The 14327-nt window shown below is 71.3% G+C and carries 11 protein-coding genes; 7 read left to right on the top strand and 4 right to left on the bottom strand.

What is annotated here, in order from left to right; genetic code table 11:
* Positions 1–15 precede the first annotated feature (15 nt).
* Positions 16–825: a thymidylate synthase gene (locus JD276_RS09895; RefSeq protein ID WP_307866529.1), complete on the top strand. Its 810-nt coding sequence runs from the start codon at positions 16–18 to the stop codon at positions 823–825.
* 67 nt (positions 826–892) lie between these two features.
* Positions 893–1456 carry a dihydrofolate reductase gene (locus JD276_RS09890; RefSeq protein ID WP_200115525.1) on the top strand — a complete coding sequence of 188 codons (564 nt, stop codon included), beginning with the start codon at positions 893–895 and terminating at the stop codon, positions 1454–1456.
* Between the two features lie 201 nt (positions 1457–1657).
* Here JD276_RS09890 and JD276_RS09885 read toward each other — a convergent pair whose 3' ends face one another.
* Positions 1658–1807, bottom strand: a complete 150-nt coding sequence (locus JD276_RS09885; RefSeq protein WP_200115478.1) for a type II toxin-antitoxin system Phd/YefM family antitoxin — start codon at positions 1805–1807, stop codon at positions 1658–1660.
* Between the two features lie 111 nt (positions 1808–1918).
* Between JD276_RS09885 and dapA the strand changes: the two genes are divergently transcribed.
* Genes dapA through JD276_RS09870 form a run of 3 tightly spaced genes read left to right on the top strand, consistent with a single transcriptional unit; the run spans position 1919 to position 5704 of the window.
* Positions 1919–2896, top strand: coding sequence for a 4-hydroxy-tetrahydrodipicolinate synthase (gene dapA, locus JD276_RS09880; RefSeq protein ID WP_200115477.1), 978 nt, complete (start codon positions 1919–1921; stop codon positions 2894–2896).
* A gap of 27 nt (positions 2897–2923) precedes the next feature.
* Entirely contained in the window at positions 2924–4600 is a 1677-nt protein-coding gene (locus JD276_RS09875; RefSeq protein WP_307866527.1) for a ribonuclease J, read from the top strand.
* 3 nt (positions 4601–4603) lie between these two features.
* Entirely contained in the window at positions 4604–5704 is a 1101-nt protein-coding gene (locus tag JD276_RS09870; protein WP_307866526.1) for a lipid II:glycine glycyltransferase FemX, read from the top strand.
* A 130-nt stretch (positions 5705–5834) separates the two neighbouring features.
* Here JD276_RS09870 and JD276_RS09865 read toward each other — a convergent pair whose 3' ends face one another.
* The 3 genes from JD276_RS09865 to murJ form a co-directional block, all read right to left on the bottom strand.
* Complete coding sequence (locus JD276_RS09865; RefSeq protein ID WP_200115476.1) at positions 5835–6788, bottom strand: lipid II:glycine glycyltransferase FemX; 954 nt, start codon at positions 6786–6788, stop codon at positions 5835–5837.
* Positions 6789–6863: 75 nt separating this feature from the next.
* A complete protein-coding gene (locus JD276_RS09860; protein ID WP_200115475.1) occupies positions 6864–7970 on the bottom strand; it encodes a lipid II:glycine glycyltransferase FemX in 1107 nt (368 codons plus the stop codon).
* 79 nt (positions 7971–8049) lie between these two features.
* Positions 8050–9675 carry a murein biosynthesis integral membrane protein MurJ gene (gene murJ, locus JD276_RS09855; RefSeq protein WP_200115474.1) on the bottom strand — a complete coding sequence of 542 codons (1626 nt, stop codon included), beginning with the start codon at positions 9673–9675 and terminating at the stop codon, positions 8050–8052.
* 138 nt (positions 9676–9813) lie between these two features.
* Here murJ and JD276_RS09850 point away from each other — a divergent pair, with 138 nt between their 5' ends.
* Positions 9814–11148 carry a peptidoglycan DD-metalloendopeptidase family protein gene (locus tag JD276_RS09850; RefSeq protein ID WP_200115473.1) on the top strand — a complete coding sequence of 445 codons (1335 nt, stop codon included), beginning with the start codon at positions 9814–9816 and terminating at the stop codon, positions 11146–11148.
* Positions 11149–11243: 95 nt separating this feature from the next.
* Positions 11244–14285 carry a DNA translocase FtsK gene (locus tag JD276_RS09845; protein WP_200115472.1) on the top strand — a complete coding sequence of 1014 codons (3042 nt, stop codon included), beginning with the start codon at positions 11244–11246 and terminating at the stop codon, positions 14283–14285.
* Positions 14286–14327 lie beyond the last annotated feature (42 nt).

The following is a 14327-nucleotide window of genomic DNA, read 5'->3' as shown; positions in this document are numbered from 1 at the left end:
GGTAGACTCGAGGGCGTGAGCGCGAACACGATCCCCACCCCCTACGAGGACCTGCTGCGGGAGGTGCTCGAGACCGGCACCCCGAAATCCGATCGCACGGGCACCGGCACGCGCAGTCTCTTCGGGCGCCAGATCCGCTACGATCTCGCCGAGTCCTTCCCCCTCATCACCACCAAGCGGGTGCACTTCAAGTCCGTCGCCGTCGAGCTGCTCTGGTTCCTGCGGGGCGAGGGCAACATCGGCTTCCTCAGGGATCACGGCGTCACCATCTGGGACGAGTGGGCCGACGAGCACGGTGACCTCGGGCCCGTGTACGGCGTGCAGTGGCGCTCCTGGCCGACGCCGTCGGGGGAGCACATCGATCAGATCGCCGGGGTCCTCGAGCAGATCCGCACGAACCCCGACTCACGGCGGCTCATCGTCTCGGCGTGGAACGTCGCGGACCTCGGCGACATGGCCCTCGCGCCGTGCCACGCCTTCTTCCAGTTCTACGTCGCCGACGGCAGGCTCTCCTGCCAGCTGTACCAGCGCTCCGCCGACATGTTCCTCGGCGTGCCCTTCAACATCGCCTCCTACGCGCTGCTCACCCTGATGATGGCGAAGCAGACCGGGCTCGAGCCCGGCGAGTTCGTCTGGACCGGCGGCGACTGCCACATCTACGACAACCACGTCGAGCAGGTCGAGCGGCAGCTGGCGCGCGAGCCGTATCCGTATCCGCGCATCGAGATCGCCGACCGCGACTCCGTCTTCGACTACGAGCTCGACGACTTCACGGTCGTCGGCTACGAGCACCATCCGGGCATCAAGGCCCCGGTGGCGGTGTGAGCGGGCCGACGTGAGACGCGAAGAGCTGCGGGAGGACCTGCTGCCGGCCGTCGGCGAGGGCATCGGCATGATCTGGGCCGAGGCCCGCGGCGGGGCGATCGGCCGGGACGGCGGGATGCCGTGGCACCTGCCGGAGGACCTCGCCTACTTCAAGCAGCGCACCTGGGGCGCCCCCGTCATCATGGGCCGGCGCACCTGGGAGTCGCTGCCCGAGCGGTTCCGCCCGCTCCCAGGGCGCGAGAACCTCGTCGTCACGCGCGACCCCGGCTACGAGGCGCCGGGCGCGAGCGCGGTGCCCTCGCTCGAGGAGGCCGTGTCGCGCGCGGAGGGCGCCGTGCGGGCCGAGTTCGAGGCGCACCTCGCACGGCTCGCCGCCGAGGAGGGGGCGTCCTGCCAGGATCCCGGGATCTGGCCGGCGCGCGCGGCCTGGGTGATCGGCGGCGGCCGGCTCTACCGCGCGGCGATGCCGCTCGCCCGCGAGCTCGCGGTGACGAGGATCGAGCTCGACGTCGACGGCGCAGACACCTTCGCCCCCGAGATCGGCCCAGAGTGGCGACTCGTCGATCCCGGGGAGGCGCTCACGTCGAGGACGGGCCTCGTCTACCGCTTCGAGCGCTGGGTGCGGGGCTGAGCCATCGGTCGGCGCCGAGTGAGTGGCGGCTCGGGCGGTCGTCTCCGAGTCGGCGCGCGGCATGCGCGGGGCGGCGAGCCCGGCGCGCGCCGCTGGCGTTACCGGTCGGGATGTCGAGGTCCCGGAGCTGGCGGTCGAACTCCGTGATCCAGAGCCTCAGACCGGCGAGGCTCTGGCGCGGAGGCGTGAGCTGACCGGACGCTACCAGCTCCTCGTAGCGATCCGTCTGCAGCGGCAGATCTTGGCGACCGGTTTCCCGTGATCGGTGATCTCGATGACCTCGCCCTTGGCCGCGCGCGCGACGACCTCGGACGCGTTCTGCTTGAGTGCCCTGATGCCGACGGTGCGCATGTGCTACATCGTGGAACATTCCTGTGCGAAGGAGAAGAGACGAGCTGCGGTCGGGGTCGATCCCGAGCCGCCGCTGCGATGTTCCCCGGCGCCGTCGGGTAGCCTAGAGAGGTGACGACCACAGAGAACCCCTTCGGCCAGGTGCTGGTCGCGCTGGTGACCCCGTTCCAGGCGGACGGCGAAGTCGACTGGCAGGCGACCGAGCAGCACATCGAGGACTGCATCGCGAACGGTGCGGACGGCATCGTCGTGACGGGCACGACCGGTGAGACCTCCACGCTCACCGACGCCGAGAAGCTGAAGCTCGTCGAGGTCGGCAAGTCGGTCTCGAGCGGGCGCGCGAAGATCATCACGGGCGGCGGCTCGAACGAGACCGCGCACGCCATCGAGCTCTACAAGGCCAGCGAGAAGGCCGGGGCCGACGGCGTGATGATCGTCACCCCGTACTACAACAAGCCGACCCAGGCGGGGATCCTCACGCACTTCCGCATGGTGGCCGACGCGACCGACCTGCCGGTGATCCTCTACGACATCCCCGGACGAACGGGCGTGCCGATCAAGTACGAGACCATCCTGCGTCTCGCGAAGCACCCGAACATCCTCGCGGTGAAGGACGCCAAGGGCGACCTCAGCGAGGTGAGCCGCGTGCTCAACCAGACGGATCTCATGTACTTCTCGGGCGACGACGCGAACGTGCTCCCCGAGCTCGCGATCGGCGCGACCGGCCTCATCGGGGTCACCGCCAACATCGCGGCTGCCCCCTACCGCGCCATCATCGACGCGGTGAACGCCGGGGACCTGCACACCGCCCGCGACATGCACCAGCGCCTCGAGCCGCTGGTGCGGGCCGTGATGACCCACGTGCCCGGCACCGTCGCGACCAAGTACGTCCTCCACGGCCTCGGCCGCATCGGCAGCCCGCGCGTGCGCCTGCCCCTCGTCGGCCCCGAGGAGTGGGAGGCCGCCACCATCGAGGACGAGCTCGCGCTCGTGCACGACGTCCCGGGCGTCGACTTCTCCAACTTCAGGCCGGACCGCAACGCGGCTGCCGGCGGTGCCCTGCCGAAGGTAGCCGGCACCACCCGCTAACCCAGAACCTTAAGGAGGCACACCTCAGTGCCGAATCACACGTACGCTCCGCCCAAGCTCAAGCAGGGCACCCTCAGGATCACGCCGCTCGGCGGCCTCGGCGAGGTCGGCCGCAACATGACCGTCTACGAGATCGACGGCAAGCTGCTCGTGGTCGACTGCGGCGTGCTCTTCCCCGAGGAGCACCAGCCGGGCGTCGACCTGATCCTGCCCGACATCTCGCAGATCGAGCACCGCCTCGGCGACATCGTCGCCGTCGTGCTGACCCACGGCCACGAGGATCACATCGGCGGCGTGCCGTACCTGCTGAAGCGCCGCGAGGACATCCCGCTCGTCGGCTCCAAGCTGACGCTCGCGCTCGTCGCCGCGAAGCTCAAGGAGCACCGGATCAAGCCGGTCACGCAGGTGGTCGCCGAGGGCGACCGGGTGCGGTTCGGCCCGTTCGACCTCGAGTTCATCGCCGTGAACCACTCGATCCCCGATGCCCTGGCCGTGGCCATCCGCACGCAGGCGGGCCTCGTGATCGGCACGGGCGACTTCAAGATGGATCAGCTGCCGCTCGACGGCCGCATCACCGATCTGCGCGCCTTCGCGCGGCTCGGCGAGGAGGGCGTCGACCTCTTCATGACCGACTCGACCAACGCCGAGGTGCCCGGCTTCACGCCGCTCGAGAAGAACATCGGCCCGGTGCTCGAGCAGGTCATCGCGAAGAGCCGGGGCAAGGTGGTCGTCGCGAGCTTCTCCAGCCACGTCCACCGCGTGCAGCAGGTGCTCGACGCGGCGCAGAAGAACGGCCGTCGCGTCGTGCTGCTCGGCCGCTCGATGGTGCGCAACATGAAGATCGCCGCCGACCTGGGATACCTCGACGTGCCCGAGGGGGTGCTCGTCGACCTCAAGAAGAGCGGCGACATCCCGGATCACCGCATCGTGTACATGTCCACGGGCTCGCAGGGCGAGCCGATGGCCGTGCTGAGTCGCATGGCGAACGGCGAGCACCAGGTCGAGATCGGCGAGGACGACACCGTGATCCTCGCCTCCAGCCTGATCCCGGGCAACGAGAACTCGGTGTTCCGCGTGATCAACGGCCTCATGAAGCTCGGCGCCAACGTCGTCCACAAGGGCAACGCGAAGGTGCACGTCTCGGGTCACGCGGCCGCGGGCGAGCTCATGTACTGCTACAACATCGTGCGCCCCAAGAACGTGATGCCCATCCACGGCGAGTACCGCCACCTCGTGGCGAACGCGCAGGTCGCCATCGAGACGGGCGTGCCGCAGAACCGCACGATCATCGGCGAGAACGGCACGGTCGTGGATCTTGTCGACGGGGTCGCCCGCAAGGTCGGGCAGCACGACATCGACTTCATCTACGTCGACGGCAAGAGCGTCGGCCGCGTCACGGACGACGACCTGCGGGATCGTCGGACGCTCGCCGAGGAGGGCTTCATCTCGGTGATCACCGTCGTTGAGACGAGCCTCGGCCAGATCGTCTCGGGTCCCGAGATCCACGCGAAGGGCGTGGCGGAGGACGACAAGGTGTTCGAGACGATCAAGCCGAAGATCGCGGACGCGCTCGAGGAGGCCATGCGCAACGGCGCCACCGATCAGGTCGCGCTGCAGCAGGTCACCCGCCGCACGATCGGCCGCTGGGTGGGCACGAAGCTGCGCCGCAAGGCGATGATCGTCCCCGTCGTCGTGGTGGTGTGACCGGTGCCCGCGGGCGGCGCGGAGGCGCTCGCGACCGGCGCGGATGAGACGCCGGCGCTGGCGCGCTTCGCGAACGACGGTGAGCTCGCCCGCTGGGACGCCCTGATCGCGGCGAACCCCGGCGGCGGCGAGGTGTGGATGGGCGATGCCTACCTCGAGCAGAAGCGGGAGGGGCGGTACCGCCCGCGGCGGCTCGTCGTGGAGCGGGCCGGCCGGCCGGCCGTCGCGGTGGGCGTGCTCGCGAAGCGCGCGCCGCTGCTCGGCGAGTGGTGGCACCTGCCGGCGGGGCCCGCGGGCGAGGACGCGGCGGCGGTGGTCGAGGTCGCCGCGGCCGTGGCCCGGCTCGCCCGGGATCGCGGCGCGTTCCTCGTGAAGATCGAACCGCGCGTGGCGCCCGTCCACGCGCGCGAGCTGCGCGCGCTCGGCTACCGGGAGTGCGCGCGCATCATCCCCAACCCCTCGACGGTGCTGCTCGACGTGAGCGGCAGCGAGGACGAGGTGTTCGCGCGCCTCGGCAAGAAGGCACGCAACTCCATCAACCGGGCGAGACGCGACGGCATCGAGGTCTCCCGGGTTCCCGCGACGGACGCGAACTGCGCCGCCCTCTACGGCCTGCTGCGGGAGACCGCCGAGGGGCGCTTCGTGCTGCGCGGCGAGCACTACTACCGCACGTTCTGGCAGCGGTTCGAGCGGGCGGGCGAGGGGCAGCTGTTCTTCGCCGAGCGCGACGGGCGACTCGTCGCCGGCGCCTTCGCGATGGCGCTCGGCGCCAAGACCACCTACAAGGACGGCGCCTCGGTGCGCGCCAAGACCGCCTACGGCGCCTCGCACGCGCTGCAGTGGGAGGTCATCCGGTGGGCGAACGAGCGGGGCGCCCGGGTGCACGACCTCTGCGGAGCACCCCCGTCCGATCGAACGGCCGACACCTCGCATCCGCTGCACGGCGTCGGCAAGTTCAAGCAGTCGTTCGCGCCCGAGATCACCGACTACGTCGGCGCCTTCGAGCTGCCGCTCAGCGGGTGGAGGTACGCGGTCTGGTCGAAGCTCGGAGATCGCCTCGCGAGGCGCTGGTCGCTCGCCGTGCACCGGGACCCGTACTACTAGGACGGGGTTCCCGGGCCGGCTGGGGCGATCCGGCGCGCCGTGCTGACCGGCGCGCGCGTTACTGGCGCGAACTGCGTGGGTAACGCGTGTGTTCGTCAGTAACGCGCGCGACGCGCGATGCCCGCCTCGCCTACGCCCGATCGCCGACGAAGCGGCGTGCGAGCGAGTAGACCGCGTAGCTGAGCGGCCTCACCCCGAGCTCCCACGTGCCCGAGTAGTCGACCTGCCGGCCGCCGAACGATCGCTTGAAGTCGCTGAAGCCCGACCACGCGTGGTCCGTGACCTCCGGGGGCACGACCCCGTAGAGGTCGAACTCGCCGAGTCCCGCCTCGTGAGCCTCCTGCATCATCGAGGTGACGAGGATCACGCCGGGGGAGAGGTTGCGGTGCGCCGTGCTGGCGGCGGCGTGGCCGTAGTAGCGGCGCTCCTCGTCGTCGTAGACGAGGGAGGCGGCGATCGGCAGCTCCTCGCCGTCGAGCTCGACCAGGTAGATCCTGGCATCGCCCCCGGGCACGAGCGTCTGCGCCTGGGTGCGCAGGTAGGCGTCCGCGTGCGCGTGCATGCCCGTGCGGTCGGAGACCTCCCGGAGCAGTCGCAGCAGATGCTCGATATCGGCCGGGTCGCCGCTCGAGCGCACGGAGAGCCCCTTCTTCCCGAAGTTCCGGTGCAGGTTGCGGTTCGTCTTGCGCATGCCCTTCAGCACCTCGTCGAAGGGGCGCGAGAGGTCGACGCGCTGCGTGTGCTCGGGCTGCACGCGGGCGACGCGGCGCAGGCCGGCCGCCTCGAGCAGGGCGGGCGGCAGTCCCGGCTGGTCGTCGGGGCCGGGCGCCTGCGCGAGCACGGGCTCGACGCGGATGAACGCGGCGCCGAGGCGCCGCGCCTCCGCCCGGAGCGCGTCGAGGGCGGGCCGCAGGGCCTCGGGCCGATCGAGCTGGGGGCCGTAGGGTGCGTAGAGCCGGGAGTTCAGCCTGCCCCGCTCGACGAAGGCCTGCACCCGCCAACCGTCGCCCTCGAGCCGCACGACCTCGCGATCCTGCGCCCGCTGCAGCCGCGCCCAGGCCTCGCTCTGCAAGAAGTGTCCCATGTGCTCACACCCTCTGATCGTCTGCTCGTGTCGCCTGGTGCCGAGGCGCCGGGCCCGCTCCGGATCCCGCCACCGCTAGTACATGCCCGTGTCGTCGTAGCGCCCGCGGTGGAGCCGCTGGGCGAGGCGCAGCCCGTAGCGCTGCCACCGCGAGTACGCGCCCGGCCGCATGACGAGGTCGTAGGCGCCGATGAACTCGGTGACCTCGCGCGCGAACGACAGCTTGAACGGCGCGAGCGAGTGGTTCAGGTACTCCGGGTCGTCGAGCCGGTCGCGGGGCGGCACGCCGACGAGGTCGTAGCTCTTCGCCCCGGCGTCGCGCTGCACGCGCATCATATGCCACTGCAGCAGGTTCGACATGCCGGGGGTCGTGCGGGGGCGCTCGGATCCGCCGTCCTTGTAGAAGGCGCGCTCGCCGACGCGGATCGTGTAGGCCATCACCGCGGGGGCGCCGTCGACGTCGATGCCGAAGAAGCGCCCGAGCCCGGCGTCGGAGAAGGCGCGCCAGAATCGTTCGGTGTAGGCCTGCGAACGCAGATCGAGCTTCGCCTTGCCCCCGCCCACGAGGCGCATGAGCCGGTGCATGTGGGCGAAGGTCTCGGGCGTCGCCGGGTACTCGCGGATCTCGACGCCGTCCCGCGTGGCACGGCTGATCATGTTGCGGCACTTCTTGTGGAAGCTCGCGAGGAGCTCGTCGTCGTCGCGGTCGACGTCGACGATCGCGGTGCTGGTGTTGATCTGGATGCCGTCGCGCCACCGCGCGCCGAGCGCGGCGAGGGAGTGCTCGCCGGAGTCGAGACGGGTGCGGTTCTCCTCGGTGTCCTCGACGAGGGGCTCGAGCGTGGCGGCGAACACCCCGCGCGCGCGATCGCGGAGGAAGTCGCGCAGCGCCTCGGCGTGCGCCCGCAGGTCGGCGGTCGTGCGCACGGCGGGCCCGTGCGGCAGGTACCAGTAGTCGCCCACGGTGGGGATGCGGCGCTCGAGCACGAGCGACACGGAGACGACGCGGCCGCCGCCCGCCTCCTCGAAGACGAGGTAGCGCGGGGTCCAGCCCACCGCGGCCTTGGTCGTCGCGAAGCCCCGCACCTGCAGGAAGTCGCCGCCCGAGGGGTTCGCTGCCACCAGATCGTCCCACCGGTCGATCTCGGCGGGGGAGGCGTATCTGGCCTGGAGGCTGGTCATGGGTGAACGATCCCTCTCTAACGTCGGGCGCCGTACAGTTTAGCGGGGCAGGGCGGGGCGGGCGTCGCGCCGGCCGCGGTCAGCGGCGGCCCGGGATCATCGCCGTCGCCCGCCGGGCCAGGGCGGCCGCCTCCGGGTTCCGCAGCAGCAGCAGGATCCCGGCGTACACCGCGCCCATCGCGACCGTGACCGCCGCGCAGGAGACGAGGGCGCCGCCGAATCCGGCCACGGGGAACGCCCCCTCGGAGATCCCGCCCAGTGCGACGAGCACGCCGACCCCCGCGGCGGCGGCGGGGATCGCCGCGACCGCGTTCTGCAGGAGACCCGCGACGACGCTGCGGCCGCCGACGGGGCCGATGCGCCGCCGCAGCAGCAGGAAGGTGACGGTCATCTGGACGAGCCAGGTGATCGATACCACGAGGGTGATGGTCGCCGTGATCATGCCGGTGGGCAGGCCCATGCAGAGCACGGCGGCGACGACCGTCGCGGCGCACTGGCCGGCCTGGATGAAGAACGGCGTGCGCGTGTCGCTCAGCGCGAAGAAGCCGCGGTTGAACACGAACAGCAGGCTGAAGGGCACGAGCCCCACGAGGTTCGCGAGCAGCACGACCGAGACCGTCGCGATGACCTCGTAGGAGGAGCTGGGCTGGATCAGGCGGATGAGCGGGTAGGCGAGCACCGCCATCGTCACCGTGAAGAACATCATCGCGAGGGCGGCGAGCCTCGCCGAGCCCTGGAGATCCCGGCTCACCGCGGCGAGGTCGCCCGCGTGCACGTTCTCGCTCATGCGGGTGAAGCGCGCCGTCACGATCGAGATCGTGATGATGGAGTGCGGCAGCACGAAGATGAGCGAGCCCAGCTGCCACGCGGCGATCCCGGCCTCGTCCTGCCCCGCGAGGTTCATGACGCGCGTGTTGAAGAGGCCGGTGGCCTGGGTGAGCAGCACGGAGAGGAAGGTCCACATGGCCACGCGGCCCATGGTGCCGAGGCCGACGCCGCGGAAGCCGAAGTCGGCGCGGAACGAGAGGCCGGCCCTGCGCCAGAACGCGAAGAGGATCAGCGCCTGCACCGCGACCCCGAGGGTGGTGGATCCCGCGACGAGGGCCTCGCCCGCGACGTTCCAGGCCTCGACGCCGCGCCGGCCGTCGGGGTCGGACCCGAAGAACCACACGAAGACGAGCAGACCGGCGATGTTGAGGACGTTGTTGAGCACCGGCGACCAGGCGTAGGGGCCGAAGAGGCTCCTCGCGTTGAGCACCTCGCCGAGCACCGTGTAGAGCGAGTAGAAGAGGATCTGCGGCAGCAGCCAGAAGGCGAACATCGTCGCGAGCCGGACCTGGTCGGCGGGCCAGCTCGCGCCCAGCCAGTGGATCAGCAGCGGCGTGACGGCCGCCGCGGCGAGCATGATCGCTCCGGATCCGACGATCGCGAGGGTCACGAGCTTGTTGATGTATCGCGCGCCGCCGTCGGCAGCGAGGGCGGCCTTCGTGATCTGGGGCACGAGCACGGCGGTGAGCGCGCCCGTCGCGATCAGGGTGTAGACCGTGTTCGGAACCTGGCTCGCCGTCGCGAACGCGTTCGCGCCGGCTCCGATCGAACCGATCGCGTACACGAGGACGATCGAGCGGATCAGCCCCAGCAGGCGCGAGGTGAGCGTGCCGGCCGCGATGACGAGGCCCGCGCGCCCGATGTTCGAAGCAGCCATGGTCGAGAAGTCTATCCGGGGCCGGCCTGTTAGGGTTGACAGGAATGTGCTCCTGCATCGAGGGTGTAGGGGGAGGAGCACGCTTCGGGGGAGACGTCTTTGCCGATCGTGCGTGAAGGTCTGAGGAAGGACGTGTCTATGGCTGCTCGTGCGAGCCGTGCCCATCGCACGGCAAGACGAGTCGTTGCCGGGGGAGCCGCCCTGGCCCTGTTGACGACGGTGCTCCTGGGGTCGCAGCTGGCGAGCGCGCCCGAGGCCCGTGCGCAGGGCGTCGACCAGTCGCTCCCCACCTGGGAGGACGTCGAGGCCGCCAAGCAGGACGAGTCGAAGACCGCCGCGAAGGTGACCGAGATCGAGGCCCTCCTCGTGCAGGTCGAGGCCGAGGTCGAGCGGACCCGCAAGGCCTCGGAGGATGCGGCGGCGGCGGCGCAGAAGGCCATGGAGGAGTACCAGGCGGCCTACGAGCGGGCGGAGACCTTCGCCGCCCAGGCCGAGGAAAGCCGGAAGCGGGCCGACGAGGCCGCCGAGCAGGCGTCGGCCCTCGTCTCGCAGATGTACCGCTCGGGCGGCGTCGACCGCAACGTCGAGCTCTTCCTCGAGTCGGACGGGGACACCGCCGACCAGCTGCTCGAGCGCCTCGCGTCGATGTCGAAGGCCACCGAGCGGAACACGACGATCTCCGACGAGGCCGAGCAGGCCATGAACTCGGCGAGCTCGCTGGGCAAGCAGGCCGACGAGGCGGCCGCCGAGCGCGATCGCCTGCAGCAGGAGGCCGAGCAGAAGCGCCAGGTCGCCGCAGTCGAGGCCGAGGAGGCCCGACAGGAGCTCGTCACGCAGGAGAACCAGCAGAAGGAGCTGGAGCAGCAGCTCGCCGCGCTGAAGGACAAGACCGTCGAGACCACGGCGGGGTACGAGGAGCGCGTTCGCCAGGAGCAGGCCGAGTGGGAGCGCATCCAGGAGGAGCTGCGCCGCCAGGAGGAGGAGCGTCGCCGCCAGCAGCAGCAGAACCCCGGCGGCGGAGGCGGCGGCGGCGGGGGCGGCGGCGGAGGAGTCGCCCCGCCGCCCCCGGTCTCGAACTCCGGATGGACCGTGCCGATCGCACGCGGGACCTACTGGATCAGCGATGTCTGGGGCGCCGGCCGCAATCACCTCGGCATCGACCTCGCCGTCGGCGCGGGCACGCCGATCATGGCGGCCGGTCAGGGCACCGTCACGTTCTCGGGGTGGTGGCCCTACTGCGGCGGCTACATGGTGGAGATCACGCACCCCGACGGGCTGAAGACCTGGTACGCGCACCAGAACGGCCCGCCCCCCGTGGCCAACGGGCAGTGGGTCGGCACCGGTCAGGTGATCGGCTTCGTCGGGATGAGCGGCTGCGTCACGGGCCCGCACCTGCACTTCGCCACGCTGGCGGGCGGCATGAACTTCGTCGAGCCCCAGTCCACGATGGCGCCGCGCGGGGTCTACTTCTAGACCCGCGGGCCGCCGGACCCGGATGACGGCGGGGATCGGGGGCGCACCGCCCCGGATCCCCGCCGTTGTCGGTGGTGGCTTGTACTCTGGGTGGCATGGCCAGCAAGTCTTCGACGCGCGGAAAAACCGGTAGATCGCCCGCGACCGGTTCGCGGGCGACGGCGAAAACGAAGGTGCTTCCGAAGTCCGAGCGCGAGCCCGAGGCGACGGAGAGCTGGGCGGTGCGCGCCTGGCTCGGCCTCGGCCACGGGGTCGGCGCCGCCGCGCGGGCGTTCAGGGTCGAGCCGCTCGATCCCGCCGACCGGCGCGACGGCATCCCGCTGCTGCTCGTGGTCCTCGCGGTGATCGGCGCCGTCGTGGAGTGGTTCCTCATCGGTCAGCCGGTGGCGGTGCAGCTCGACGCCTGGAGCTTCGGCGGGCTCATCGGGCGCGTCGCCTTCGGCCTCCCGATCATCATGATCGGCTTCGCGCTGTGGCTGTTCAACAACCCCTCGAGCGTGAACGACAACCGACGGATCGCGGTCGGGCTCTTCCTCGCGATCGCGAGCGTCTCCGGTCTGTGCCACGTCTACGGCGGCCAGCCGGCTCCGCAGCAGGGCATGCCCGTGCTCGCCGAGGCGGGCGGGCTGCTCGGGTGGATGATCGGCGCGCCCCTCGCGCTGCTCACGGCCTGGGTCGCGACGCCCGTGCTCGTCATCCTGCTGGCGCTCTCGCTGCTCATCATCACCAAGACCCCTCCGGGACGGGTCGCCGCGCGTCTGCGGGAGGCCTACGCCTTCCTGTTCGGCGTCGCGGACGGCGACGGCGGCTCCGACCACGAGGAGGCCCAGCCCGAGCCCGCCCCCTCGCGTCGCCGCGGCAGGAAGAAGGACGACGACGCGCTCTTCGACCTCGAGAACCAGGAGGAGATCGGCGGCGAGCTGCCCTGGTGGCGCCGCACGTCCTCGGGGCGCGAGGAGGCGCCCGAGTACCGGGCCGACGCCGACGCACTCGACGCTCTCGACGGGGCGGCCGGCGCGGCAGCCGATGACGGTGCCTTCGAGACCGCGCTCACCGGCGAGCAGGAGGAGGTGCGCCCGGGCGCCCGGGCGCTCACGGACGACCTCGCCCAGGCCGAGGCCGCGGTGGCGGCCTCGGGAGGCGGGCGCGGCTCCGGGCTCGGCGACGACTCGCCGACCGAGGTGTTCCCCCTCGACCCCGGGCCCGGGGCGGCCGCGCCCGCGCCGTCGACGACACCCTTCGCGGTGGCCCCGGCGCACCAGCCCGCCGAGCCGGCCGAGTACCGCCTCCCCGACCAGTCGACGCTGTCCGCCGGCGAGCCCGCGAAGTCGCACACCCAGGCGAACGACGACATCATGGCGGCCATCACCGAGGTGATGGCGCAGTTCAAGGTCGACGCGAAGGTCACCGGATTCTCGCGCGGCCCCACCGTCACCCAGTACGAGGTGGAGCTCGGGCCCGGGGTCAAGGTCGAGAAGGTGACGGCGCTCTCCAAGAACCTCGCCTACGCGGTCGCCTCCAACGAGATCCGCATCCTGTCGCCGATCCCGGGCAAGAGCGCGATCGGCATCGAGATCCCGAACAAGGATCGCGAGAACGTCGCGCTCGGAGACGTGCTGCGCTCGAGCAAGGCCCAGCGCAGCACCCACCCGATGACGATCGGCGTCGGCAAGGACGTCAAGGGCGGCTTCGTCGTCGCGAACCTCGCGAAGATGCCCCACCTCCTGGTGGCGGGCGCCACCGGCTCGGGCAAGTCGAGCTTCATCAACTCGATGATCACCAGTCTCCTCATGCGGGCGACGCCCGCCGAGGTGCGCATGGTGCTCGTCGATCCGAAGCGCGTGGAGCTCACCGTCTACCAGGGCGTGCCGCACCTCATCACCCCCATCATCACGAACCCGAAGAAGGCGGCCGAGGCGCTGCAGTGGGTCGTGAAGGAGATGGACATGCGCTACGACGATCTCGCGAGCTTCGGCTTCCGTCACATCGACGACTTCAACGAGGCCGTGCGGCAGGGGTCGATCGTGCTGCCCGAGGGCAGTCAGCGCGTGCTGAAGCCCTATCCGTATCTGCTGGTCGTCGTCGACGAGCTCGCCGACCTCATGCTCGTCGCCCCCCGCGACGTCGAGGACTCGATCCAGCGCATCACGCAGCTCGCGCGCGCGGCCGGCATCCACCTGGTGCTCGCGACCCAGCGGCCGTCGGTCAACGTCGTCACGGGTGTCATCAAGTCGAACGTGCCGAGCCGATACGCCTTCGCGGTGGCCTCCGGCACCGACTCCCGAGTCATCCTCGACGAGGTCGGCGCCGAGCGGCTGATCGGCCAGGGCGACGGCCTGCTGCTCGTGAACGGCGACTCCACGCCGCGGCGCGTCCAGGGCGCCTGGGTGAACGAGTCCGAGATCGCCCGCGTGGTCGAGCACGTGAAGGCGCAGGCGCGTCCCGAGTACCGCAGCGACGTAGCCCAGTCGGCCGAGAAGAAGGAGATCGACTCCGACATCGGCGACGATCTCGAGGTGCTGCTCGCCGCGATCGAGCTGGTCGTCACCTCGCAGTTCGGCTCCACCTCCATGCTGCAGCGGAAGCTGCGCGTCGGCTTCGCCAAGGCGGGCCGCCTCATGGACCTGATGGAGTCCCGCGACATCGTCGGCCCCTCCGAGGGGTCGAAGGCGCGCGACGTGCTCGTGAGCCCCGAGCAGCTGCCCGAGGTGCTCGCCCGTGTGAGCGGCGGCGGGGACCAGCAGGGAGGCGCAACCCGGGGGCCCGGGCCGCAGGCTCCGGCCCCGCAACAGGCCTCGGCCTCGGCCGCTGCCGCCGCGGGGGCGGGGGCCTCGGGCGCCGCCGCGGGGGCGGGGTCCGCCGATGATTCGGCCGACGCGCCGTGGTTCGCGTCCGACTCCGGACGCGCCGGCGAGGCGACCGGAGCCGATGCCGATTTCACGGGCGAGTCGCCGGATGCCGCGACCGAGGTGCTGGAGCCGCTGCAGCCCGAGTCGGTCGAGCAGCACCGCCCGCCGCGCTTCTCGGAGCCCGACGACCGCTACGACGACCCCGTCGGCAGGTACCAGGCCTCGCTCGAGGAGGTCGACGGAGACGACGGCGACGAGGACGCCTGGCAGCTCACCGGACCGGACTAGCGGGGCTCCGACGCTCTAGGCTGGCTGCACGGGGCCCGCCGG

It is taken from the genome of Leucobacter chromiisoli, assembly GCF_016522505.1.
In the GTDB taxonomy this organism is placed as follows: Bacteria; Actinomycetota; Actinomycetes; order Actinomycetales; family Microbacteriaceae; genus Leucobacter; species Leucobacter chromiisoli.
This window is presented reverse-complemented; position numbering and strand designations above follow the sequence as displayed.